Source organism: Virgibacillus sp. SK37, from assembly GCF_000725285.1.
Classification (GTDB): domain Bacteria; phylum Bacillota; class Bacilli; order Bacillales; family Amphibacillaceae; genus Virgibacillus_Q.
In genome coordinates, this window is the sequence record NZ_CP007161.1 from 2,021,926 (window position 1) to 2,045,168 (window position 23,243).

General features: G+C 37.1%; 28 protein-coding genes. 19 read left to right on the forward strand and 9 right to left on the reverse strand.

The features are described 5' to 3' along the window. Nucleotides 1–58: 58 nt before the first annotated feature. From X953_RS10490 to X953_RS10500, 3 genes are read right to left on the reverse strand one after another with little or no spacing between them, the layout of a single operon-like run. A complete protein-coding gene (locus X953_RS10490; protein ID WP_040955525.1) occupies nt 59–1,747 on the reverse strand; it encodes a b(o/a)3-type cytochrome-c oxidase subunit 1 in 1,689 nt (562 codons plus the stop codon). Continuing rightward, the gene (locus tag X953_RS10495) at nt 1,747–2,250 is read right to left on the reverse strand and encodes a cytochrome c oxidase subunit II (protein WP_040955526.1); all 504 of its coding nucleotides are present in this window, start codon (nt 2,248–2,250) and stop codon (nt 1,747–1,749) included. The genes X953_RS10490 and X953_RS10495 overlap by 1 nt, the downstream gene beginning before the upstream one ends. Before the next feature lie 20 nt (nt 2,251–2,270). Further along, on the reverse strand, nt 2,271–2,414 hold the full coding sequence (locus tag X953_RS10500) for a hypothetical protein (RefSeq protein WP_040955527.1): 144 nt from the start codon (nt 2,412–2,414) through the stop codon (nt 2,271–2,273). A gap of 246 nt (nt 2,415–2,660) precedes the next feature. Here X953_RS10500 and X953_RS10505 point away from each other — a divergent pair, with 246 nt between their 5' ends. Then, nucleotides 2,661–3,182 (forward strand): isoprenylcysteine carboxylmethyltransferase family protein, encoded by a 522-nt coding sequence (locus X953_RS10505; RefSeq protein WP_052350111.1) that lies wholly within the window; start codon nt 2,661–2,663, stop codon nt 3,180–3,182. Between the two features lie 21 nt (nt 3,183–3,203). Here the strand turns inward: X953_RS10505 and X953_RS10510 are convergent, their stop codons facing one another. Both X953_RS10510 and X953_RS10515 read right to left on the reverse strand, forming a co-directional pair. Further along, the gene (locus X953_RS10510; RefSeq protein ID WP_040955528.1) at nt 3,204–3,881 is read right to left on the reverse strand and encodes a queuosine precursor transporter; all 678 of its coding nucleotides are present in this window, start codon (nt 3,879–3,881) and stop codon (nt 3,204–3,206) included. A 618-nt stretch (nt 3,882–4,499) separates the two neighbouring features. Next, entirely contained in the window at nt 4,500–4,700 is a 201-nt protein-coding gene (locus X953_RS10515; RefSeq protein ID WP_019378425.1) for a cold-shock protein, read from the reverse strand. Between the two features lie 318 nt (nt 4,701–5,018). Between X953_RS10515 and X953_RS10520 the strand changes: the two genes are divergently transcribed. Beyond that, a complete protein-coding gene (locus tag X953_RS10520) occupies nt 5,019–6,689 on the forward strand; it encodes a formate--tetrahydrofolate ligase (protein ID WP_040955529.1) in 1,671 nt (556 codons plus the stop codon). Beyond that, nucleotides 6,689–7,276, forward strand: coding sequence for an HD domain-containing protein (locus X953_RS10525; protein ID WP_040955530.1), 588 nt, complete (start codon nt 6,689–6,691; stop codon nt 7,274–7,276). The genes X953_RS10520 and X953_RS10525 overlap by 1 nt, the downstream gene beginning before the upstream one ends. A 42-nt stretch (nt 7,277–7,318) precedes the next feature. Here the strand turns inward: X953_RS10525 and X953_RS10530 are convergent, their stop codons facing one another. Beyond that, complete coding sequence (locus X953_RS10530) at nt 7,319–8,398, reverse strand: NlpC/P60 family protein (protein ID WP_040955531.1); 1,080 nt, start codon at nt 8,396–8,398, stop codon at nt 7,319–7,321. A gap of 131 nt (nt 8,399–8,529) precedes the next feature. On the opposite strand from X953_RS10530, the gene X953_RS10535 reads away from it, so the two are divergent. The 7 genes from X953_RS10535 (at nt 8,530) to X953_RS10565 (ending at nt 12,218) form a co-directional block, all read left to right on the forward strand. After that, nucleotides 8,530–9,486, forward strand: a complete 957-nt coding sequence (locus X953_RS10535) for a thymidylate synthase (RefSeq protein WP_040955532.1) — start codon at nt 8,530–8,532, stop codon at nt 9,484–9,486. A 29-nt stretch (nt 9,487–9,515) separates the two neighbouring features. Next, on the forward strand, nt 9,516–10,001 hold the full coding sequence (locus X953_RS10540; RefSeq protein ID WP_040955533.1) for a dihydrofolate reductase: 486 nt from the start codon (nt 9,516–9,518) through the stop codon (nt 9,999–10,001). Nucleotides 10,002–10,020: 19 nt separating this feature from the next. Next, entirely contained in the window at nt 10,021–10,599 is a 579-nt protein-coding gene (locus X953_RS10545; protein ID WP_040955534.1) for a molybdenum cofactor guanylyltransferase, read from the forward strand. 145 nt (nt 10,600–10,744) lie between these two features. Then, the gene (gene tatA, locus X953_RS10550; RefSeq protein ID WP_040955535.1) at nt 10,745–10,951 is read left to right on the forward strand and encodes a twin-arginine translocase TatA/TatE family subunit; all 207 of its coding nucleotides are present in this window, start codon (nt 10,745–10,747) and stop codon (nt 10,949–10,951) included. A gap of 17 nt (nt 10,952–10,968) precedes the next feature. Beyond that, entirely contained in the window at nt 10,969–11,157 is a 189-nt protein-coding gene (locus X953_RS10555) for a twin-arginine translocase TatA/TatE family subunit (RefSeq protein WP_040955536.1), read from the forward strand. Between the two features lie 72 nt (nt 11,158–11,229). Continuing rightward, a complete protein-coding gene (gene tatC, locus X953_RS10560; RefSeq protein ID WP_040955537.1) occupies nt 11,230–11,985 on the forward strand; it encodes a twin-arginine translocase subunit TatC in 756 nt (251 codons plus the stop codon). 20 nt (nt 11,986–12,005) lie between these two features. Beyond that, nucleotides 12,006–12,218, forward strand: coding sequence for a YozE family protein (locus X953_RS10565; protein WP_040955538.1), 213 nt, complete (start codon nt 12,006–12,008; stop codon nt 12,216–12,218). A 166-nt stretch (nt 12,219–12,384) separates the two neighbouring features. Here the strand turns inward: X953_RS10565 and X953_RS10570 are convergent, their stop codons facing one another. Next, nucleotides 12,385–12,702, reverse strand: coding sequence for a YolD-like family protein (locus X953_RS10570; RefSeq protein ID WP_040955539.1), 318 nt, complete (start codon nt 12,700–12,702; stop codon nt 12,385–12,387). A 357-nt stretch (nt 12,703–13,059) separates the two neighbouring features. Here X953_RS10570 and vrrA point away from each other — a divergent pair, with 357 nt between their 5' ends. The 3 genes from vrrA to X953_RS10585 all read left to right on the forward strand — a co-directional run bounded on the left by vrrA (nt 13,060) and on the right by X953_RS10585 (nt 14,835). Next, a complete protein-coding gene (gene vrrA, locus X953_RS19130) occupies nt 13,060–13,548 on the forward strand; it encodes a VrrA/YqfQ family protein (protein WP_052350112.1) in 489 nt (162 codons plus the stop codon). 75 nt (nt 13,549–13,623) lie between these two features. Continuing rightward, entirely contained in the window at nt 13,624–14,592 is a 969-nt protein-coding gene (msrB, locus tag X953_RS10580) for a peptide-methionine (R)-S-oxide reductase MsrB (protein WP_040955540.1), read from the forward strand. A gap of 36 nt (nt 14,593–14,628) precedes the next feature. Beyond that, entirely contained in the window at nt 14,629–14,835 is a 207-nt protein-coding gene (locus X953_RS10585) for a DUF6501 family protein (protein ID WP_040955541.1), read from the forward strand. 48 nt (nt 14,836–14,883) lie between these two features. Here the strand turns inward: X953_RS10585 and X953_RS10590 are convergent, their stop codons facing one another. Beyond that, nucleotides 14,884–16,074 carry a M14 family metallopeptidase gene (locus tag X953_RS10590; protein ID WP_040955542.1) on the reverse strand — a complete coding sequence of 397 codons (1,191 nt, stop codon included), beginning with the start codon at nt 16,072–16,074 and terminating at the stop codon, nt 14,884–14,886. Between the two features lie 192 nt (nt 16,075–16,266). Between X953_RS10590 and X953_RS10595 the strand changes: the two genes are divergently transcribed. Beyond that, the gene (locus X953_RS10595) at nt 16,267–16,506 is read left to right on the forward strand and encodes a 4Fe-4S dicluster domain-containing protein (protein ID WP_019378441.1); all 240 of its coding nucleotides are present in this window, start codon (nt 16,267–16,269) and stop codon (nt 16,504–16,506) included. Nucleotides 16,507–16,536: 30 nt separating this feature from the next. Here X953_RS10595 and X953_RS10600 read toward each other — a convergent pair whose 3' ends face one another. Further along, complete coding sequence (locus tag X953_RS10600) at nt 16,537–16,806, reverse strand: acylphosphatase (RefSeq protein WP_040955543.1); 270 nt, start codon at nt 16,804–16,806, stop codon at nt 16,537–16,539. A 239-nt stretch (nt 16,807–17,045) separates the two neighbouring features. On the opposite strand from X953_RS10600, the gene X953_RS10605 reads away from it, so the two are divergent. Genes X953_RS10605 through narH form a run of 5 tightly spaced genes read left to right on the forward strand, consistent with a single transcriptional unit; the run spans nt 17,046 to nt 23,242 of the window. After that, on the forward strand, nt 17,046–17,462 hold the full coding sequence (locus X953_RS10605; protein ID WP_019378443.1) for a hemerythrin domain-containing protein: 417 nt from the start codon (nt 17,046–17,048) through the stop codon (nt 17,460–17,462). Nucleotides 17,463–17,481: 19 nt separating this feature from the next. Next, the gene (locus X953_RS10610) at nt 17,482–17,787 is read left to right on the forward strand and encodes a hypothetical protein (protein ID WP_040955544.1); all 306 of its coding nucleotides are present in this window, start codon (nt 17,482–17,484) and stop codon (nt 17,785–17,787) included. A gap of 14 nt (nt 17,788–17,801) precedes the next feature. Next, nucleotides 17,802–18,086 (forward strand): hypothetical protein, encoded by a 285-nt coding sequence (locus X953_RS10615; RefSeq protein ID WP_019378445.1) that lies wholly within the window; start codon nt 17,802–17,804, stop codon nt 18,084–18,086. Next, nucleotides 18,076–21,759 (forward strand): nitrate reductase subunit alpha, encoded by a 3,684-nt coding sequence (locus X953_RS10620; RefSeq protein WP_040955545.1) that lies wholly within the window; start codon nt 18,076–18,078, stop codon nt 21,757–21,759. The genes X953_RS10615 and X953_RS10620 overlap by 11 nt, the downstream gene beginning before the upstream one ends. Further along, nucleotides 21,749–23,242 (forward strand): nitrate reductase subunit beta, encoded by a 1,494-nt coding sequence (narH, locus tag X953_RS10625; protein ID WP_040955546.1) that lies wholly within the window; start codon nt 21,749–21,751, stop codon nt 23,240–23,242. The genes X953_RS10620 and narH overlap by 11 nt, the downstream gene beginning before the upstream one ends. The last annotated feature ends 1 nt before the right edge of the window (nt 23,243 follow it).

A 23,243-nucleotide genomic window follows, 5' to 3' on the forward strand; every position in this document is an offset into this window, starting at 1 on the left:
ATCGATTTTTAATGAGATGGAAGCATCGCACCATCTCGCTATCAACGTGCATATATTTCTAATTCCCAATTGGCCATGAAAATGGTGGAGAACCAGGTGGTGAATTTTGAATAATATCAACAAAAGGAATCGTGTATGCAAACAGAATTAATGCAAGTGTTATAGCGATCCACAGCTTCCAATTTTCAAGAAACATGGGGGTAGGTTCTGCATCATCTTCTTCCTCTGCAATTGGGAATTCTTCGATACCTTTTGGAGCAAAGAAAGCTAATTTGATAAAGATATAAAGCATTAATATAATTCCAATGAATAGGATACTACCTCCGATTGCTTGTGCAAGTTGATAGCCAATCCAATTGGATGCTTGTTCTGTTCCGCCATATTCAGAAAATGCTGAACGTCTAGGCCCTCCTAAAAGTCCTTGGATATGCATCGCACCTGACATGATAGTCATTCCTACTGTCCAGATAATAGTTTGAATAATTCCTAATCTATTCAGTTGAGGTGTCAGCTTTCTACCAGTTAAATGTGGTATCAACCAATAGGAAATACCAAAAAAGGTGAGGATAACCGTTGTAGCAACCGTTAAGTGAAAGTGACCTGTAACCCAAATCGTATTGTGAACAACTGCGTTCATTTGATGAGAAGCATTAATGATACCACCAGCACCTCCAGGAATAAATGCAAGCATTCCTATAAATGGAGCAAGAAACCTAACATCCTTCCATGGTAAATGCTTCAGCCAGCCAAATAAACCACCAAACCCTTTACGATGACCTGTGATTTCAAATGTAGCAAACATGGAAAATGCAGTCATAAGACTTGGTATTATTACCATAAACGTTAATACTACTTGAATAAACTTCCAAACTGGATCTATCCCAGGTTCTGTTAATTGATGGTGGAACCCAACTGGAATGGAGAAGAACAAAAATAGGATGAACGATAATCTCGCAAGTGAATCACTAAAAATTTTCCCGCCAATGATTCTTGGTATGATTGCATACCAAGCCATATAAGCCGGCAATAACCAGAAGTAGACCAACGGATGGCCAAAATACCAAAATAATGTTCTGCTTACGAGTACATTAATTGTTTCTGCATAACCCAGAGACCAAGGAATAAATTGTACGAGTACTGCTACAGCGACTCCAAGCGATGCAATAAACCACATTGCCATATTAATTGCAACCATAAAAGCAAGTAGGGGAGACTTTTCTCCAGGATGTTTTTTCTTCCATACAAATAGCTGGCGCCAATTAACAAATCCTGCAATCCAGCTGCCTACAATTACGAGTGCTAACCCCATATAAAAGACAGGGTGTGCTTTTAATGGTGCGTAGAAGGTATAAAGCACACTTGCTTTACCCATTAAAATAGTTATTGCAGCCAACACCGTGCCTACAACCATCACCCAGAAACTAAGCCAGGCGACTTTTCTCTGTTTTAATGAGATGCCAACTGTCTTCCCCATTAATGAAAACTGGAACCCGATAATAAAATAAGTAGTTAGAACAAGTGCAAGTACTACTCCATGTAGGGTTAATATTTGGTAATACCCAATTCCCCACGGCAATGTTATTGTATTGGATCGGACAAGAGTTTGTAGTAATCCCATCAATCCACCAATTAATAAAGAGATAATAGCAACATACATAAACGACATATACAATCTTGAATCCTGTTTAGAAATAGTTAAGGGCAACTTTTCATTATTAGATGTGTTCTTTACCTTTTCAATTCCCATCAATCATACACCTCCACAGTTGCAAACATTAAATGATGACCAACTCCGCAATACTCGTTACAAACAACAGTATATTCGCCAGTGCGATCCATGACAGTTTCTATACTACTTACATAGCCAGGCTCTACCATCATGTTTACATTTGTCCCGGCAATATTGAATCCATGCACAACATCCTTTGTAGTGATTTGAAAAAGAACAGTTGATCCTTTAGGGATTCGAATATGCTTTAACGGAGCACCATCTTCATCAGTACCAAAGTCATAGTTAAAAGCTGAAGCTACTATATTAACGATATATTTATTATCATCTACTTCAGTAATCCCTAAATTTTCGGGTTGAAAAGCTTCGTTAGCTTCAACATTTTCCGGATCGATGGTCACACCATGACTTTGAGGATGTGTACCTTGCCAAAACGCTCCGAAACCTAAAATAATTAAAAAGACAACTAATGAACTAATTCCAAAGATTAACCACTTTTTCTCATACTTGTGTAAATGCATCATTTAACCTCCTTTTTTCACTAACGTAGTATAAACAACAAATAAACTGCGACCCAACTAAGAATGATAAATACTCCAACAAATAGGACTGAAATAAAGGTTCCTTTTAAAATAGGCTCTTCCTTCTTCGGTGTATCTGATTGCTTACCATGAACTTCATTCATTTCCTTCACCCCTTGAAATAAAGTTTTTCTTCTTGTTTTCATCATACACAATTTACAAATAGAAATAGTAAGAATGTGGTACAGTTCACATTTTGTTCAATTACCGTGAAAAGGGGCTTTATCAGGGTTTTACTAACACTTAGGTTAGGAAAGTTTGTGTATTTTCTGTGTATTTTTTGTTAATAATTCTTGAAAAACGGTGCAAACTATTTGGTAGATTGATAAAAATTTATGGGAGTGGGGTTTATGCAGATAGCGGGGATTTTTATATTTTTCACAATAGTGATTTGGCTTCGAATGGTTGAGTTGAGAGTTTCAAAAAGGAATGAACGCTGGTTAAGAGAAAGAGGGGGAGAGGAAAAAGACAATTTTAGAAATAAAGCATTTTTCTTTTTGTATCATCTATCCATTTTTTCTATTATTTTAGAGCTTTTACTCATTAAAAAATCTGAATTTCTATTCAGTTTTCTTCCAGTTATTTTATTTTGCTGTTTAGTTGTACTAAAATTATGGTGTTATATGTCGATGGGAATGTTTTGGAACACAAAAAATATTCAATTGCCACATGTTATCGTAATAAAAAAGGGACCGTATAAGTTGGTCAGACAACCATATTTATTCCTTTTAACTGCAGAATTGTTCCTCTTGCCATTTTTGTTTAAAGCATACATGACTGCTTTTTTATTTTTACTCGCACATTTATTAATTTTAAAAGTAGACATTCCTGCAACAGTAAAAAGTAAACTGTGGAAAAAAAATCCAATTTAAAAAGGATAGATGAGAGATCATCTATCCTTGTTTATTCATATTTTTGGCTATATACATAAAAGGTGTATCCATTATCGCAACAAGAAACTTGATTATATAGGTGGTAATAAATATTTCTATCCAAATATTTAATGGGAAGCTTCCATAAAAAGCAATTGTGCAAAATACTGCAGTATCTAATAATTGACTTATTCCTGTGCTTCCATTATTTCTTACCCATAAATATTTATCTGAGGGAAGAAGTTTTCTTACCTTATCATAAATCCAGACATCAAAGTATTGACTTACAATATAGGCTGCCAAGCTACCTAAGGCTACCCGTGGAATAAGCCCAAATATTGTTTCCAGGGAGCTATGTGCAATATCTTCTGTACCTGGTTGAAAGGTCAAGGCGATTTGCATAATAACAGTCATAGTAATTAGGGTAGAGAATCCAAGCCAGACAGCTTTTTTAGCATCTTGCTTACCATACTTTTCATTTAGTATATCTGTTGCTAAGTATGCTGAACCATACATAATATTCCCCAAGGTGGCTGTCATACCTAAAAGCTCGACTGTTTTTAAAACCTGAATATTAGCAAGTATAGTAGCCATACCTATCCAAACAAATAGTCCCATCTTTCCAAATAACTTGTAAAATAGCAGTAGTAAAGAAAAATTAACTAATGCAAATAATAACCAAATAACTTCATTTGCCATGAAATATTTCCTCCTTAGTTTTGATAACGCGGGAGTTTGCGAACCGCGGAAAATCAACAGAATTAATTATACGGATAGGCTGTTAATAAATCAAGATAATTTTTTAATACATGAACACATAGACGGTTTTAATTAATTTCAGATAAATATAAAGCAACACAAGTTATGCAGCAGTAAAGGCATTTGAGCTATACATGGCTAATCCAGTAATATAACTCAAGAATTAATAATTATAGCTTTCTAAGCAACAAAAAAGGTTCTATGGTAACAGTTGGGGTACAACCGTTATTTTATACGTTCATAGTCGGAATAAACTGCGACCTAACTAAGAATATAGAGACTGCGTAAATCACCGCTACGGGGAAATATTCCGCTTTCCACGGGCGGCCTGCGACTCCTGCCGGTGGAAAGCGTCCCCCTGCAGCGGAAATCAATGGGCCTAACCTCTTCAACTATTTCACTGCACTTTTCAGCAACGAAATTATTTTTGACACTTAAACACCAAGTTACGTCGGAGTTTATCTATTATGCGTATCATTGGGTAGCCCGGCATATTTATTAGGACCAAAAAAAGCGACAGTCACTCGACCGCCGCTTATATATTATTTATATTTTTTATTAGTTTTTAATTACATTAGCTGCTTGTGGGCCACGTTCCCCTTCCACAATTTCAAAGGAAACCTGTTGACCTTCTTCTAAAGATTTAAAACCTTCTTCTTGAATTGCAGAATAATGTACAAATACATCATTTCCTTCTTCAAGCTGGATAAAACCATATCCTTTTTCTGCGTTAAACCATTTTACTACTCCGTTTTCCATGTTATTAATCCTCCTAAAAACTTTCACGTCATCTCATGTAACGTGGTAATACAAAGCAGATTCGTGATACATAAATAAAGGCAGCATCCATAGAAGTGTAGGATCACAATTACATCCACTTCTATAGAAGCTGCCTGTGTTATAAATGAATCCATACATCTTCTTTGCTTGAGTCTAATATAGCTTATTTCTCCAGAGCAGTCAAGGTATTCGCTGCAATTATTATTGTGTATTTACTAGCTTTGTATAAAAATTAAAGATATAATGAAAGCGTTTAAAGAGATATTAAAAAACCTGGATTTAGAGAGGGGCATATACATGAAGTCTGATATAGAAATTGCACAGGAGGCCACACTGAAACCAATTAGTACAATCGCCACAGAACTCGGTTTAGATTTAGACGATTGGGAACCATATGGTCATACAAAAGCTAAGCTCTCTGAGCACTTATTAAATAAATTAAAAGATAGACCAGACGGAAAAGTAATTCTAGTTACTTCGATAAACCCTACACCGGCTGGAGAAGGTAAATCTACGGTTACTGTAGGCTTAGGACAAGCATTAAACAGAATTGGGAAAAAATCAGTTATTGCTTTAAGGGAACCATCACTTGGTCCGGTAATGGGAATAAAAGGGGGAGCAGCAGGTGGGGGATTCTCGCAGATTTTGCCGATGGAGGATATCAACTTGCATTTTACCGGTGACCTTCATGCCATCACTACAGCTAATAATGCTCTTTCCGCTATTATAGATAATCATATTCACAGAGGTAATGAATTAAATATTGACCCGCGCAGAATGGAATGGAAACGTGTTATGGATATGAATGATCGGGCTTTAAGACAAATAGTAGTAGGTCTTGGTGGACCCTTACGCGGAGTGCCAAGGGAAGATGGCTTTAATATATCTGTAGCATCTGAAATTATGGCAGTTCTTTGTCTGTCTACTTCAATCAATGATTTGAAAGCTCGGCTTTCAAGAATGGTTATAGGCTATACATATGACGAGCAACCAATTACGGTTAAAGATTTAAAAGTAGAAGGAGCATTGACATTACTTCTTAAAGAGGCAATTAAGCCAAATCTCGTCCAAACAATAGAGAACACTCCGGCCATTGTGCATGGAGGGCCTTTTGCCAATATTGCCCATGGTTGTAATAGTGTACTTGCAACAAAAACAGCCGCTAAGCTTGGTGAATATGTTGTCACTGAAGGAGGCTTTGGCGCTGATTTAGGTGCTGAAAAATTCTTAGATATTAAGACTCGGGCTGGAAATATTGATACTGCGGCAGTAGTTATAGTAGCAACAGTAAGAGCTTTAAAAATGCATGGTGGCATGGCAAAAGATGAGCTTGAGCAAGAAAATGTTGAAGCATTAAAAGCAGGGATGGAAAATTTAAAAAAACATATTGAAACAATTGAAACGTTTGGCCTTCCTTTCGTAGTCGCTATTAATAAATTTCCTACAGATACTAAGGCCGAGACAGACTTTATAAGCAATTGGTGTGAATCCAGGGGATTTGAAGTAGCTTTAACAGATGTATTTGCACATGGCGGAGAAGGTGGCATTGAACTTGCTCAAAAAGTGGTAGAAAAAGCCAACACTTCAGATAAGGATTTCAGGCGAATTTATGAACTGGATGAGTCTTTGGAAACGAAAATTAGAAATGTTGCTCAACAGGTTTATGGTGCGGAAGATATTGAATTATCTCCAAAAGCGAAACAACAAATAATCTTATATGAAGAACAAGGATGGGGAAAACTTGCCATTTGTATGGCAAAAACCCAATATTCATTGTCTGATAACCCTAAATTATTAGGAAGGCCAAAAGGTTTTACCATAAATATTAGAGAACTTCGACCATCCATTGGCGCTGGGTTTATTGTAGTACTTACAGGTGATGTTATGACAATGCCTGGGTTACCGAAAGAGCCTGCAGCATTGAAAATGGATGTATCAGAAGACGGAAAGGCAATAGGTTTGTTTTAATGCTACGAGAAAAACAACTAGAACAAGTCAAAACTTATGTTCGTCATTTATTCTCAAATGATCCTACTGGCCATGATTATTTTCATATGAAGCGGGTAGCACGCCAAGCTGTAGTAATTGCAGAAAAAGAAGGAGCCAACCTATTTATCTGTGAAGCTGCTTCATGGCTTCATGATGTCTATGATGGTAAGCTGGTAGCTGATCCTGTAACTGCTAAACAAGATATGGTTGAATTCCTTGTGTCCATTCATATAACAGAAAAAGAAATAAGCTTCATCCATGAAGTCATTGATAGCGTCTCTTTTAGTAAAGGGGGCTTACCGGTTTCTCTGGAAGCTAAAGTAGTCCAGGATGCTGACCGTTTGGATGCAATCGGTGCAGTTGGTATCGCAAGAACTTTTGCATTTGGAGGTGCAGCGGGGCAATTGATTTATCATCCTGATGACAAAAACACGTCGCTCCAACATTTTTACGGTAAACTGCTAAAACTAAAATCAATGTTAAATACAGAAGCAGCGGTTGAAATAGCGACTGAACGACATCATTTTATGGAGATGTTTTTGAAACAATTCTATAAAGAGTGGTAAGAGGGGGGCAGGAATTGATTTGCCTGCCTCTTCACCTATTATTTATTGCTTTGTAATTCTTTTTGTGCCAAGGTATCTTGGTTCCCAATAAGTGTTTGTGAGCTCACTTATTTCTACCCCTCTGGATTCACTTGCATGGATAAACTTTCCATCCCCAATATAAATCCCCATATGTGAGGGACCAGGCTTATATGTTTCAAAAAACACAAGGTCTCCAACAGATTTACTGCTTACTGGTGTGGCAAAGTTCCATACATCACTTACTGTTCTGGGTATTGTCATGCCATTTTCCTGAAAAACATATTGGATGAAACCACTGCAATCAAAACCACTTGGCGAGGAGCCACCCCATTTATAGGGAGTTCCTAAAACAGCGTGGGCAGTTTTTACAGTATCTCCCTTATTTGCTCCAATTACTACTGCTTGCTTTATCTCTTTTTTGTCTGCTTTCTTTTTATCATCCGCTTTATGTGGGTTCTTTTCTTTCTGATTTTTAGTCTTTGCATGCGTTTTAGCTTTTTCATCAATTTTATTTTTTTCATCGCTTGCGTTATCTTTTTCATAGAGTTGAGTTAATGCTTTTTGGGTAACTTCTTTTGTTAGTTCCAATCCATGTTCTTCTTCTGCCAACTTTAACGCTTTGGTGGTAAGAGGTCCGTAAATTCCATCTATTTCACCAGTATAGTATCCAAAATAACGTAAAGATTCCTGCATGATTTCCACGTCTTTGCTATGTAACCCGGGGTAAATTGTCTCGGATAGATTCTCTATCTGTTTTAAATTTTTTTGCTTCTCTATTTTTATTAATGTTTGAAGAGTAATCTGATCTACTTGACCATCAACTGTTAATTTATGCTTAGCCTGAAACTTCTTTAAAGCATATTCAGTTAATATTCCGAAGTCGCCATCTATTTTGTCATCATAGTATGACAGCTCACTCATCTTATATTGTAAAAATCTTACTATTTCTCCATGATCCCCATATTCCAGCTGTTCTGCTTCCAGCAATAGCTTATTCTGTAGTTCAGGGTATGCATCAACATAGGTTGTAAGTGGTTGGCTTAGTGCATAGCTATACACCAAGGAATGTTTAACTACATGCTCCAGCGTGCCAGTTAGCATTTTATTACTCCTCTCTTGATGTCTGTCTATAAAGTATTATGTCAGAAAATATAGTTGTATGAGTTACGTTTATGTTACAGGAATGATATAATACATCCAGTTGATATCTTAATTTAGATGGAGGTATAACCATGGTGAGTGGTGAAGAGGCATACTTAAACTTGTGTAATTACATATTGAAAAATGGAAATGAAAAAGAAGATCGTACAAATACCGGTACCATATCTGTATTTGGACATCAAATGAGGTTTGATCTGAGTAAAGGGTTTCCGTTATTAACAACAAAAAAAGTCCCTTTTCGTTTAGTTGCCAGTGAACTTCTCTGGTTTATAAAAGGTGATACGAATATTCGTTATCTACTGGAAAACAATAATAATATATGGAACGAGTGGGCATTTGAAAGATGGGTTAAAAGTTCAGAGTACACTGGTCCGGATATGAGTGATTTTGGGAATAGAGCACAGAAGGATCCTGAGTTTAAAGAACTTTATCTAAAACAAATGGAATATTTTAAAGAAAAAATACTCACAGATGAGAACTTTGCTGAGTTGTATGGTGAACTTGGAGCAGTATATGGAAAGCAGTGGAGACAATGGAAAACAACGAGAGGTGAAACGATTGATCAGCTAAAAGAGGTTATTACATCTATTCGTGAAAATCCAGATTCCAGACGTCACATTGTTTCAGCCTGGAATCCTGAGGATGTTCCAAGCATGGCGTTACCTCCATGTCATACACTGTTTCAGTTTTATGTAGCTGATGGCAAGTTATCATGTCAGCTTTATCAGCGAAGTGCAGATGTTTTTCTCGGTGTTCCTTTTAATATTGCAAGCTATGCACTACTAACACACTTAATTGCCCATGAATGTGGTTTGGAAGTAGGGGAATTTGTTCATACTCTAGGAGATGCCCACATTTATTCAAATCATATTGCGCAAGTAAAGACACAACTAAGCCGTGATATTAAAACGCAACCACATCTTTTCTTCAATAAAGAGAAGGAATCAATTTTTGATTTTGAGTTAGAGGATTTTGAATTAAGGAATTATAATCCTCATCCTGCAATTAAAGCACCTATAGCAGTTTAATATACATTTATGGAAAGGTGGAGATCTTAATGATTTCCTTATTAGTTGCAATGGACAAGAACCATGTGATCGGGCATAATAACGGGATGCCATGGCATTTACCTAAGGATCTTCGCTTTTTTAAAGAGAAAACTACGGGGCAAACAATAATTATGGGAAGAAAAACGTTTGACTCTATGGGAGGCTCCTTGCCAAATCGTAAAAATGTTGTTATTTCAAGAAATAAAAAGTTAAAGAATGAGGTAGAAGTTATTCATGATTTAGAAACGGTAAAAGAGTGGAATAGGCAGCATCCAGAGCAAGAGTTTTTCGTGATTGGTGGCGGAAATATATTTAAACAGGCACTGCCGTTTGCTGATCGTATGTATATAACATGGATTGATGAAGAGTTTGAAGGAGATACTTATTTCCCAACCTTTTCAGATGAGGAATGGAACCTAACCTCTAAAACAAAAGGCGAAAAAAATGAGACCAATCCATACGACTACTATTTTTTACAATATGACCGAAAGTAGACCTATTGGGGGAGTTTTCATGCTAAAACAGGGTATTATTTTGGCTGGTGGCAAGTCCTCAAGGATGGGTACAAATAAATCATTGTTACCCTTGGGGGGAAAAACCAGTATTGAGCATATCTTCAGTGAAATGAGTTCATTTACAGATGAAATTACTATTGTGGCAAATGACCCAACCCTATACCGTTTTTTGAATACAGATATTGTAGCTGACAGATATACAGGGAAAGGACCTCTTGCCGGAATTGAAAGTGCTATGTATTACAAAAAAGCAGATCTTTATTTCGTTGCTGCTTGCGATATGCCATTTGTGAATAAGAATGTATACGGTTGGTTACAGAAGCAGATTTCGCATCATAGTGCATCTGTGCCTATTTTTAATGAAAAAATACATCCATTGGCTGGTGTCTATAAACGTGAGGTATTACCGAAAATCCAGGAACAGTTGGTACAAAATAATCTTCGGGTGAAAAGCTTTTTCGAACATATCGACATAAAGTATGTAGAAGATTATGATGATATTCCTAGAGAAGTGCTTGAAAAACATTTCTTTAATATGAATGATCCAGATCAATACAGCGAAGCAAAATCATTTTAAACTTGTTTACTTAATTTAAATCATGTTAAACTATAAACGTTTCGAGTTTGATCTATGAACGTTTTATGTATTTTTTAAAAATAAAATATACGTAATTGGAAATTTGCACTATAATAACGGTATCATATAAAAAGAAGGTGCTTACATGTTTTCAAGTATCGGGATCCCCGGATTGATTTTAATATTAATAATTGCTTTAATTGTTTTTGGACCTAAAAAGCTACCTGAGATTGGGAAAGCGGCTGGTCAGACATTACGTGAGTTTAAAAAATCTACCAGTAGTTTAACTAGTGACGTAGCAGATGAATTTCAAGACACAAAAGAAATTATCCAAGGGAATAAAGGAAAATAATTTTGGAGTGATAATTTATGTTTAGTAGTATTGGTATGCCGGGATTAATACTTATCCTCGTGATTGCTCTTGTAGTGTTCGGTCCCTCAAAATTACCTGAGATTGGTAAAGCCTTTGGCAGCTCTCTGAGAGAATTTAAAAATGCTACAAAGGATATTGTTTCTGATGAAAGTACGTCAACTAAAAGTGACCATTCTAAGGAATGAGCTAAGGAAGGTGTAAGGCATACCCTTGCATCTTCTTTTATATTGGATATAGAGTAGTAGAGGGGTGGAAGAATGTCTGATAACGGTGCTCAGATTGATAAAGAAATGAATCTAACAGGACACTTATCCGAATTAAGAAACAGATTAATTGTGACTGCTTTATTCTTTCTTGCTTTCTTTATTGTCGGATTTATTTTTGTTAAAGATATTTATTGGTTTTTCGTTAATGATCTGGATTTCAAGTTGACAGTTATTAGTCCAGGGGAAATTATCTGGATTCATTTTACTATGGCAGGTCTGGTAGCAATTGCAGCTACATTGCCATTATTAGCGCTTCAAGTATGGTTATTTATCAAACCAGGGTTGACTCCCAATGAGCGAAAAGCATCTCTTGCATATATTCCTGCTGTGTTTGTATTATTCATTGTTGGTTTGGTCTTTGGCTATATTATGTTCATAAAACTAATTCTTCCTTTTTTACTTTCATTAAATAGTGGTATGTTTAATGAAATGTTTACTGTGGATAAATACTTTAGATTTTTGCTTCGAATTACCTTGCCATTTGCACTGTTATTTGAAATACCAATTATTGCTATGTTTTTGACTGCTTTAGGTGTACTGACTCCTGATTTCATGAGAAAAACAAGAAAATACGCGTATTTGATTCTAGTTATTATCGGCACAATTGTAACCCCCCCTGATTTTGTATTGCAGTTGGTAGTGGCAGTTCCGTTAATTATTTTATATGAAATTAGTATTTATCTTGCCGCAATTGTATACCGTAGAAAACTGAAAAAGCATGAAGAGTTTATGCGTGAGGAGAGCTAATATCAAAGAGGTGAAAAACGATGCGATCTTTTTATCATTTTTTAATGACTTATCGAGGTAAAAAGCAACCAGACGATAAATCTTTACTCGCTGACTGGGCTTTTTCGGACCATAACTTTCCCAAACACTCTACTGACTATAATGAAATTAGTGATTATTTGGAGTGGAACAGTCCTTTTACAAACGCCTTGCGTGTTTTTGATGAACTATGGGAAATCTATTCAAACAGATAACTATTGAAAGCACTGGCAGATTAAGTAAGCCAGTGCTTTTAAGATTACGATGTATAAAAATTATAAAATCTCGAGCTTTACTATGACCTTATGCATAAACAGCAAAGCTCACAATGTATTATTTCTACGCTCATTCCAGCAAACAGCAAAACCTCTGTTTAAATCCTTACCTTGCATCAACAATATCCATTAGACAAATGGAATACTTCTCTCCATTATGAAGTAATATTTTTTGATTTATTTCATCTATTTTTTTAATAACTCCACTATAATTGCTAATCGTATCATTATGGTATACGCTCACCGTGATGATTTTTTGATTTTTATAGTACAAACCGATTACTTCGTTTAACCTTTCCTTTTCTTGTTCATCTAGTAGTGGTCTTGCTTCTTTTTTGTCTTCTGCCCACATGGTTTTAAGCAATTCTGCATGCTCTGGGAGCATCATGGACGACCATTTAATATTTCCTCTATCTTGAACCATAATTACCACCTCATTTTCATTATAAGCAAACACACGTTCTTTTATCAACAAAAAAAGAATTAGTTTCATATATTTAAACAAACGTTTGATCAATTAACTGATAATATAGATTAATAAAGGAATCTTCTTATCAACCTGTGTTTAATGCAAGATCTCTACAAGATATTCTCTAATTCGCTAAAATATTCTCGAATGGCTTACAATTTGTTGATTCATGCGGTTGCCCGGGAAATATTTTTCATTATTTCCTGTTAAGTGAGGAAACTATTCATATAGACAAATGTAAGATGCCTACACAATTAATAATCCACAGCGTACAATAACCTAGATGAACGCTTTGAATAGGGAGGATCTGTTATGTTTACCCCGAATCAAAATAGAATGGGCTTACAACCCTATCGTAACTTAGAAAGACAAACTAATTTTCTTATGCCTTCACAGCCGGTGAATTACCCCGAGAGACAGAAAGGACTCCAATCAATAATTAGCAGATTTATAAGGCCAAAGGGAAGCATTGGTGCTGTAAATCCTACAGCTGTCACCACTTCAACTCTCACAACAAGCGGAGGGATAACAAGCAAGTTAGATCATGTGCAGAATATATTAAAAATGGTACAAACAACGACCCCACTCATACAAGAATATGGTCCGATGGTAAAAAACCTGCCTGCCATGTATCGGATGATGAAGGCATTTAAAGATATGGAAAATATAGAAGAAACAACAGACAATGAAGGGGGAGAGGAAGACGAAATATCGCTTGAGAGTATCCAAGCCGAATCAGATGAACAAATAATTTTAAAAAAAGATACCCAGGGTATTTCTCAACCAAAATTATATATCTAACAGTTGAAACTTGATTTTTCTCCTAATAAACGAAAAAATAGAGGTAGTATAGATAAAGGAATGGAGGCAGATAAAATGAAGGAAAATATAGAATTGGCTACATTTGCAGGGGGATGTTTCTGGTGTATGGTTGAACCGTTTGATAGAAGACCGGGTATCGTCAAATTAGTATCGGGATATACCGGTGGCGATATAGCTAACCCAACGTATGAGCAGGTTTGTTCAAATAAAACTGGCCACGTGGAAGCAGTACAAATAACTTTTGACCCAGCTATTATGTCCTTTGAGCAGCTTGTTGACACATTTTGGCAGCAAATTGACCCGACAGATGCTGGCGGCCAATTCAATGACAGAGGGGATTCCTATCAAACAGTGATTTTTTATCATAATGAACAGCAGCGCCAAATAGCAGAAGCTTCCAAACAACAATTGAATAACAGTGGAAAATTTGATCAACCAATTGCTACAAAGATACTACCTGCCAAGCCTTTTTACGAAGCGGAAGAGAAGCATCAGGATTATTACAAAAAGCAGTCCTTCCATTACCGTCTATATAAGAAAGGGTCTGGAAGAGAAGATTTTATCAATTCAACCTGGAAGCCGAAATTAGAAAAAAGTGAACTAAAGAAAAAATTGACTCCTACTCAGTATCAAGTTACACAGGAGAATGGAACAGAAAGACCCTTCCAAAATGAATATTGGGATAATGAAGAAGATGGTATATACGTGGACATAGTTTCTGGTGACGTGTTATTCTCTTCTAAGGATAAATTTGATGCAGGTTGCGGGTGGCCGAGCTTTACCAAACCAGTTGATCATTACCATATTAAAGAGAACACAGATACGACCCATGGGATGATTCGTACAGAAGTCAGGAGTAAAAATGCCGACTCTCATTTGGGTCATGTGTTCAATGATGGTCCCAAAGAAGCTGGGGGGTTACGTTATTGCATGAACTCTGCAGCCATGCGATTTATACCAAAACATAAGATGGATGAGGAAGGATACGGACAATTCCATTATTTATTTAATTCGTCTAATTGATTATAATATTATTATGTAAACACGGAGGAAATGTAAATGATTCACTTAAATTGGGAAAATAAAGAAACCATCAAACAAATTGAATGTGTGCATGTAGATGCCAAGAAATTTATTGTGCATGATAAACTTACACCTGGAAAGAAGTACGATGTAAAGAATGAAACGGATGAATTTTACTTTATTATTGATAATAGCAATCGCATCGGTGGATTCTTAAAAGAGTATTTTAAAGAGATAGGTTAACAAAAAGCAACAGGATAGTCCTGTTGCTTTTTGTTAGTAAACCATAATTTACAGATATAAACTTGCAAGCATAATTCCTAAGCTTCTTTGGTAAATTTCCGGGAATTGACCAATTGGCAAGGGATTGACCCCTCTTCCTAATTCTATCGTATAGCCGGGTTGTCTAAACTCCTGAATAAACCAATCTTTGTATCCAGCGTAACTATCAATGTATCTAATTGGTACATACCCGCTCACGCGAGCATATTCCTCAACAATTTGCTCTGAAATAGGTGGCTCCATACCTTGGAATCCCCAATAAATTTCTTCCCCTTGTGTATGAAAAGCGTTTAGAATCGAAAAGTTACGATTTTTAGCGAGTTCTGCCATAGCAATGGATTCAGGTTCAGTTAATGGCTCATACCCAGGAAAATCTCGTGGTTGAGGTGTAGTAGGCTTTCTTTCTGCCTCTGTTTCCCATAGGGCAGGATATTGGTTGTTTAAATCTACACCTCTAATATTTGCTTTCCAGTTACTGAAATCTTTCTGTTGATTATTGATTACTAATACTTCCTCCTCAAATTCTCCGGCTGCGGACGAACCCTGTAACACAAGATTAACACCATCCGGGTTAACCATTGGTACGATGGATAAAGTAGTTTCCATATATAGCGGAAGTGTAAATATACCTCGAATCGGTTCATGTGTGGTTAAGGAAAGGACATATTCATTAATAAAGCGCATAATTACAGAAACAGTAATCCACTCATTTGCATGAAAAGCTCCATTCAGATGAACTTGCTTTGTTCCATTGCCTATTTGGAGTTCAATTAGATCTTTACCCATCACGGAATTTCCAATCGATTGCTTCTTAATAAATGGGTAAATATCATGGAGTTCGTTTAGGTCAGTAACCATTTTTTCGTATGTGTAGTTATTTACATCTTTAATTATTAGTTCACTTACCTTTGTGGGTAAAAATACAGTATCTCCAATCTGCAAGTTTTGAGTGTCTACATTTGGATTCAAAAGCAATAAACTATCTACAGAAACATTATTTGTAAGAGATATCGTCCAAAACGAATCATCAGCTGATATTGTATATGATGTCTTTCTATACCCTGGTATTTGTACTATTTGACCAACCGCAAGCTCTTCTGGACTAATTTCTGGGTTTGAATTTTCGATCAAGATCAATGGAATTCCAAATAACTGGCTATAATACCAGTAAGTGTCTCCATTACGTACCTTAATTTCCATGCTAATCTCTCCTTAATCTCGAATACTAATTCATATGAAGAAAACCCCAAAACATGTATGAAATAAGGAGAGATTGTTATTTAACCTCTATATCTTTTATTTTTCAAGGTGATTGCGTTATAATAATGGTGACATAAATAAGATCATTCATCCCACTCATTTCAGAGAAGCAGTTTAAGGAGGAAAAATAAATTGGCATTTATAATTACATCACCGTGTAAAGATGAAAAAGCAGGGGAGTGCGTAGAAGTTTGCCCTGTTGATTGTATAGAAGAAGGTAAAGATATGTTTTACATTGATCCAGATATTTGTATTGATTGCGGAGCGTGTGAAGCTGTCTGCCCGGTCGAGGCCATCTATATGGAGGATGAAGTACCGGAAGAAGAAACTGAATATATTGCTTTGAATCGAAAGTTCTTTGAAGAGCAATAAAAAAATCACTGTCCTCGGACAGTGATTTTTTTATTTTATCTTAAAGTTGTTATAGCTTCTTTCTTCATCTTGGTGAATAATTTGTACATCATCTACGCGAATAAAGTTATTGAAACCCTCTTTCATTTTCTCCAAAAATTTATCTATAACCTGTTCTTTCCCCTGTACCTCCAATTTAACGGTGCCGTCGTCCTGATTTTGCACCCAACCTGTTATCTCATTTATATCAGCATACTGCTTAGCAGCATTACGAAATCCAACTCCCTGTACCTTTCCGCTTACTAATAGAATTAATCTCATAAAAAGTCACCTCAATTCATTCTTCTTATAACTAAATAACCTAAACAGGGTCTATTTAAACTACTTATCAAAAATTATAAAATAGTGTGAGGATGATCACATTATTTAGAATATTTAATATAATTGTTTGTTCTGAAATTTCATTAGTGGTATGCTGAAAATACGGGATATAAATGGAAAATCATAGTATTTTTTTTCGAAAAACTAGAAATAATACTAAGAATTAGGGAGGGATTAACATGTCTGGACCCGCATTGCGAAAGGTAGACAGCCACTCGGCTATACATGAAGCTGCATTAAATGAAGCGATTGAATTAACAAACCTGCTTGATCAGTTAGTAATTAAAGAAGAAAATAAAAAAGCTTTAGAAGTTGCTTATATTCTTGTAGAACAATGGGAATCTCGGACGCTTCGACATGCAGAAGAAGAAGAAGCCGGTCTATATAAGGAAATAGTAGAGAAAAGACCTGATTTACATGATGCAATTACTGCTTTAACAAGAGATCATAACCTGTTACGCCTTCTAATCAAGGAAATAAAAGACAAATTACAAAAGAAAACTATTTCGGATAACATTGTTCAACTTTTTCAATCTTTAATTATTATAGATGAACTACACAACCAAAAAGAAATGGAAGTACTCCCTGAACATTAATAAAAGGAGGCTTATTATCATGGAAAGTTCTACACAGCAGCCCTTGCGAATTCTAATGCCCGAACTCTATCAATATATTATTGAGTATCTAGAAGAGCAACACAATATCCACTCATATGATATCCAAGTATTTGGAATGAAGCAAAAGGGTGGTCTTCAGCTCTCTTTTGCTTTTGGAGAGGACTACAGTCACCAAGAAAAGAAAACCTTCTCTTTAGAGCAATTTCACAATAAAGAAAAGGATATAAAGCCATTTATTGAGGAATTTGGTGAAAAGTGCAAGGAAACAATGATAGCTGATTACTATAAAATGATGAAAATGTAAAGGGGTGGAGATAGATGTTCATGTTTGAAGATGAAGCGAATATTGTACAAGACCGGGAAGATTTAATTGCGATACTTAAAATGCGCTTTGGGGAAGTGCCACCTCAAGTGACAGAACGTATTTATGAGATTAAGTCGTATGATAACTTAGAAAGATTAATACTAGTAGCATCTAATGTCCCTAGTTTATCTATATTCCTAGAAGAACTAGAGGAAGGTCCAGATAGTTTTAAAATACTTGGTGATCGTTTTGACCCTATAGAAGGACAGCTAGAAAGGGGTGGCAAAATTGAGAAGTAAGAATAAACTATTTGAAGCATTAAAGCATATTAAGCCAGGTGAAAAGATTAACGATAATTGGACAGAAGAGAGCAAGAGGCCAAGAGACTCAGAAGATATTTATCGGCGGCGTTGGCAACATGATAAAATTGTCCGCTCAACACATGGAGTAAATTGTACTGGCTCATGTAGCTGGAAAATATATGTAAAAGATGGGATTATCACTTCTGAAACCCAGCAAACTGATTACCCTAGTACAGGGGATGACTTTCCGGAATATGAACCAAGGGGCTGTCCAAGAGGAGCAAGTTTTTCATGGTATTCTTATAGTCCTATTCGCGTGAAGTATCCTTATATTCGAAGCGATTTATACGAGCTTTGGAAGGAAGAGCGCAGCAAGGCAAGTGATCCGGTACAAGCATGGGAAACAATTGTCAACGATCCTCAAAAACGAGAAAAATACGTTAAAGCAAGAGGAAAAGGTGGATTCGTCCGCGCAACATGGGATGACATGTGTGAAATCATTGCAAGCGCATCCATACATACAATTAAAAAGTATGGGCCAGATCGTATTGCCGGATTTAGCCCTATTCCTGCTATGTCAATGATTAGTTATGCTGCCGGCACACGCTTCCTATCACTCATTGGGGGGACAATACTCAGTTTCTATGACTGGTATGCAGATTTACCACCAGCTTCTCCTCAGGTATGGGGCGAGCAAACGGATGTACCTGAGAGTGCTGATTGGTATAATTCAAAATACTTTATTATTTGGGGGACAAACCTTCCGCAAACACGTACGCCTGATGCTCATTTCATGGTAGAGGCAAGATATAATGGTACAAAAGTGGTTGGCGTCAGTCCGGACTATGCGGAATACGAAAAATTCGCAGATATTTGGCTTCCAGCTCGTGCAGGAACAGATGCTGCTTTAGCAATGGCAATGACACATGTCATATTGAAAGAATTTTATGTTGAAAAAGAAACCCCTTATTTTACTTCCTATGCGAAAAAGTTTACGGATTTGCCGTTTTTAGTAACGATTGAAGAAAATGATGATGGTAAGATGCGTTCTGATCGTTTTCTGCGTTCCTCAGATATACAAAAAGATCTTTCGTTAGGTGAATGGAAAACGCTGGTTTGGGACGAACTTACAAATCTGCTTGAAACACCAAATGGTAGTATGGGTTTTCGTTGGGACGGAAGCAATCAATGGAACTTGGAATTAAAAAAAGAAGATGGAAGTTCAATTGATCCAAAATTAAGCTTCATTGATCAACCAGATGAAATAGCAATGGTGGAATTCCCCTATTTTGCAGAAAAAAGTGGGAATACACTGACTCGAGGAGTACCAGTTAAAAAAATTAAAGATATTGATGGAAAAACATTAAAAGTAACTACTGTTTATGATTTAATGATGGCCCATACGGGAGTCGACCGTGGGTTAGCCGGTGATTATCCAAAGGATTACAATGATCCTAAGCCATATACACCTGCATGGCAGGAGAGTATCACAGGAGTTAGCAAGAATCATGTTACCCAAGTGGCAAGAGAATTTGCTGATAATGCGGAACGCACAAAGGGAAAATCCATGATTGCAATGGGAGGCGGTACAAACCATTGGTATCATAGTGATCATATATACCGTGCAATCCTTAATCTTGTATTGTTAACTGGCTCACAAGGTGTAAATGGAGGTGGTTGGGCCCATTATGTCGGTCAGGAAAAAGTTCGTCCACAGGAAGGTTGGCAACAGGTTGCTTTTGCAAATGACTGGCAAAAACCTCCACGCCTCCAGAATGGTACATCTTACTTTTATTTTGTAACAGATCAATTTCGTTATGAGACCATACCAGAACATGAGGAAAAAACGGAATGGGCAAGCAAATATGATCAGATGCACCCGGCTGATCTTAATGCACTTGCAGTTAGACTAGGATGGCTGCCTTCTTTCCCCCAATTCTCTCAGAACTCCATAAATTTAGTTCAAGAGAGTAGGAAAAGAGGTGCGAAAACAGAACAAGAAATCATAGATGATGTAGTTAAACAGATTAAAGATGAGCAAATTGAATGGGCAATTGAGAATCCGGATGATCCTAGAAACTTCCCGCGCGTGTTTTTTAACTGGAGATCAAATTTGTTGGGAGATAGCGGAAAAGGACACGAGTTTTTTGTTAAACATTTGGTCGGCGGAGATAATCAAGTAATGGCAGAGCCGGAAAATTCCTGGAAGCCGGATACTGTAAAAGCGGAAGGTGATGGACCAACAGGAAAAGCAGATCTTCTCGTTAGTGTCGATTTCCGCATGACTAGCTCTGGTCTCTTTTCAGATATTGTTTTGCCTGCTGCGACGTGGTATGAGAAGTATGATATTAGCAGTACAGATATGCACCCATTTGTACATCCTTTTAACGCAGCAGTTTCACCGCCATGGGAAGCGAAAAGTGACTGGAATACGTTCAGGGAAATAAGCAGGGTATTTTCTGAGTTAGCCGAAAAGCATTTGCCTGCTACTGAAGACCTGGTTATGTCACCTCTTGCACATGATACCGAAGGAGAAATAGCTCAGTCTTTAGGCAAGATAAAGGATTGGCGTAAGGGCGAGGTTGAGCCTATACCCGGTAAAACAATGCCATCCTTCAAAGTAGTGCCTAGAGACTATCCAAACGTATATCAAAAGATGACTACGATTGGTGACTTGATTAAGAAAGGTTATGGCGGCAAGGGGGTAACTATTCCTGGTGAGCCCGTACATGAAGAATTAAGCGCGAGGTTAGGCACCTCTTCCAGGGAAGAAATTGGAAAAGGAAATCCTGATCTGTATACAGATAAACAAGCAATTAATGCAATTCTTTTAATGTCTGGTGCAACTAACGGAAAACGAGCTGTTGCAGGCTGGAAATCACTGGAGGCAAAAACCGGACAAAAATTGGAGGAAATTGCAAAAGCAAGAGAAGAAGAGGACTATACGTTAAATGACTTAACCATTCAGCCGAGAACTGCTATTTCAACTCCTGTTTGGAGCGGGTTGGAAAAAGACCATCGACGGTACTCACCATTTACAGTCAATACAGAATACAACATCCCATGGCGGACATTGACAGGACGGCAAAGTTTTTATATGGACCATGAAATGATGCTTGACTTTGGTGAGGGGTTACCGTTATATCTTCCTCCATTAAACTATGACCCGTTTTTAAAGAAAGAGAAAGGAGTCGAGGAAAGCGGTAAGTCACTGACAGTGCGATATCTTACGCCACACCAAAAATGGGGCATTCATACGATGTTTACTGATACGACGAATATGTCGACATTATTCAGAGGGTGGCAAACGATTTGGATGAATGAAGAGGATGGTGCCTCTATTGACCTTAAAGATAATGATTTCGTAGAAGTATATAACCGTAATGGTGCAATTGCTGCTAGAGTTGTATTAACATACCGTATTCCAAAAGGGATGGTTTATATGTATCACGCTCAAGACAGGACTTTAGGCGTTCCAGCAACATCCATTAATAAGCAGCGGGGTGGTACACACAACAGTGTAACAAGGATTACCTTGAAACCGACACATATGATTGGTGGTTACTCTCAATTGAGTTATGGATTTAATTATTATGGACCCACTGGTCATCAACGAGATACCGTTGCAGTAATAAGAGCATTAAAGGAGGTTGATTGGCTTGAGAATTAAGGCACAGGTCGCTATGGTGATGCATTTGGACAAATGTATCGGATGTCATACTTGTTCAGTAACATGTAAAAACACGTGGACAAACCGTCCTGGAACTGAATATATGTGGTTTAATAATGTCGAAACCAGACCGGGGCCTGGTTACCCTAAAAGATGGGAGAATACAGACCACTACAAGGGAGGCTGGGTATTAAAAAATGGTAAATTACAGCTTAAAGCTGGAGGGCCCATCTCCAAACTTATGAACATTTTTTATAATCCGGACATGGCGTCAATGGATAATTATTATGAGCCTTGGACATATGATTATGATAATTTAATTCATAGTCCAAAGCGTGAAAATTTGCCTGTAGGAAGGCCTCAATCCCAGATAACCGGTAAATATATTGATAAACCGGAGTGGGGGCCTAACTGGGATGATGACCTTGCTGGTGGTAGTGAGACAACCTCCATGGATCCGACCGTTGAGAAGTTACAAGAACATATTTCTATGGAGTATGAAAAAACATTTATGATGTATTTGCCCAGAATATGTGAACATTGCCTTAATCCATCATGTGTTGCCTCCTGTCCTTCCGGCGCACTCTATAAACGGGACGAGGATGGTGTAGTTCTTGTAGATCAGGAGGCTTGTAGAGGGTGGCGTTTTTGCATGAGTGGATGTCCTTACCATAAAGTTTACTATAATTGGAATACACACAAGGCAGAAAAGTGTAACTTTTGCTATCCACGAACAGAAGCAGGTTTACCAACGATTTGCTCTGAAACATGTGTTGGCAGAATCCGCTATATTGGTGTAGTACTTTATGATGCAGATAAGGTAAAAGCAGCCGCGTCTGTAGAAGACCCAAAAGACTTGTACGAATCTCAGTTATCTGTATTTCTGGATCCTTTTGATCCGGAGGTCATAAAAGAAGCAAAAAAGGCCGGAATAAATGATGGATGGATAGAAGGGGCACAAAATTCACCTGTTTATAAAATGGCAATGAAATGGAAAATAGCATTACCACTTCATCCAGAATATCGAACACTGCCGATGGTTTGGTATGTACCACCACTAAGTCCGATTATGAATCACATCACCAATGAAGAAGAGCTTAGTACAGATGGCTATATTCCAGCTGTCGATCAAATGCGTATACCTATCCAGTACTTAGCCTCCATATTGTCCGCTGATGATACAGAGGTGATTCGGAATGTATTACTTAAGTTAACTGCTATGCGTGTTCATATGCGTGGAAAAACAGTTGGGGGAATTAACGAATTTAGGCAAAGTGAATTACTAAAAGAAGCAAATACGACCCCTGAGGAAATTGAGGATATGGCAAGATTGCTAGGTGTGGCAAAATATAATGAAAGGTTTGTTATTCCCACTGGCAGAAGGGAAATGGATGATGATTTATATTCTAAGCAAGGAATATGCAGTTTAGAAGATCTTGCACCACCTGAAGGGATTGTAACAAACATGCAGAGAAGGAGATGAT

Coding starts and splice junctions, on each gene's coding strand:
- X953_RS10545 (WP_040955534.1), top strand. CDS start 10,021: ATGCTAAAACAGGGTATTATTTTGGCTGGTGGCAAGTCCTCAAGGATG.
- X953_RS10585 (WP_040955541.1), top strand. CDS start 14,629: ATGATTCACTTAAATTGGGAAAATAAAGAAACCATCAAACAAATTGAA.
- tatA (WP_040955535.1), top strand. CDS start 10,745: ATGTTTTCAAGTATCGGGATCCCCGGATTGATTTTAATATTAATAATT.
- X953_RS10590 (WP_040955542.1), bottom strand. CDS start 16,074: ATGGAAATTAAGGTACGTAATGGAGACACTTACTGGTATTATAGCCAG.
- X953_RS10605 (WP_019378443.1), top strand. CDS start 17,046: ATGTCTGGACCCGCATTGCGAAAGGTAGACAGCCACTCGGCTATACAT.
- X953_RS10535 (WP_040955532.1), top strand. CDS start 8,530: ATGGTGAGTGGTGAAGAGGCATACTTAAACTTGTGTAATTACATATTG.
- X953_RS10490 (WP_040955525.1), bottom strand. CDS start 1,747: ATGGGAATTGAAAAGGTAAAGAACACATCTAATAATGAAAAGTTGCCC.
- X953_RS10520 (WP_040955529.1), top strand. CDS start 5,019: ATGAAGTCTGATATAGAAATTGCACAGGAGGCCACACTGAAACCAATT.
- vrrA (WP_052350112.1), top strand. CDS start 13,060: ATGTTTACCCCGAATCAAAATAGAATGGGCTTACAACCCTATCGTAAC.
- X953_RS10525 (WP_040955530.1), top strand. CDS start 6,689: ATGCTACGAGAAAAACAACTAGAACAAGTCAAAACTTATGTTCGTCAT.
- X953_RS10500 (WP_040955527.1), bottom strand. CDS start 2,414: ATGAATGAAGTTCATGGTAAGCAATCAGATACACCGAAGAAGGAAGAG.
- X953_RS10615 (WP_019378445.1), top strand. CDS start 17,802: ATGTTCATGTTTGAAGATGAAGCGAATATTGTACAAGACCGGGAAGAT.
- X953_RS10505 (WP_052350111.1), top strand. CDS start 2,661: ATGCAGATAGCGGGGATTTTTATATTTTTCACAATAGTGATTTGGCTT.
- X953_RS10510 (WP_040955528.1), bottom strand. CDS start 3,881: ATGGCAAATGAAGTTATTTGGTTATTATTTGCATTAGTTAATTTTTCT.
- X953_RS10530 (WP_040955531.1), bottom strand. CDS start 8,398: ATGCTAACTGGCACGCTGGAGCATGTAGTTAAACATTCCTTGGTGTAT.
- X953_RS10565 (WP_040955538.1), top strand. CDS start 12,006: ATGCGATCTTTTTATCATTTTTTAATGACTTATCGAGGTAAAAAGCAA.
- X953_RS10495 (WP_040955526.1), bottom strand. CDS start 2,250: ATGCATTTACACAAGTATGAGAAAAAGTGGTTAATCTTTGGAATTAGT.
- X953_RS10570 (WP_040955539.1), bottom strand. CDS start 12,702: ATGGTTCAAGATAGAGGAAATATTAAATGGTCGTCCATGATGCTCCCA.
- X953_RS10555 (WP_040955536.1), top strand. CDS start 10,969: ATGTTTAGTAGTATTGGTATGCCGGGATTAATACTTATCCTCGTGATT.
- X953_RS10610 (WP_040955544.1), top strand. CDS start 17,482: ATGGAAAGTTCTACACAGCAGCCCTTGCGAATTCTAATGCCCGAACTC.
- msrB (WP_040955540.1), top strand. CDS start 13,624: ATGAAGGAAAATATAGAATTGGCTACATTTGCAGGGGGATGTTTCTGG.
- X953_RS10540 (WP_040955533.1), top strand. CDS start 9,516: ATGATTTCCTTATTAGTTGCAATGGACAAGAACCATGTGATCGGGCAT.
- X953_RS10600 (WP_040955543.1), bottom strand. CDS start 16,806: ATGAGATTAATTCTATTAGTAAGCGGAAAGGTACAGGGAGTTGGATTT.
- X953_RS10515 (WP_019378425.1), bottom strand. CDS start 4,700: ATGGAAAACGGAGTAGTAAAATGGTTTAACGCAGAAAAAGGATATGGT.
- tatC (WP_040955537.1), top strand. CDS start 11,230: ATGTCTGATAACGGTGCTCAGATTGATAAAGAAATGAATCTAACAGGA.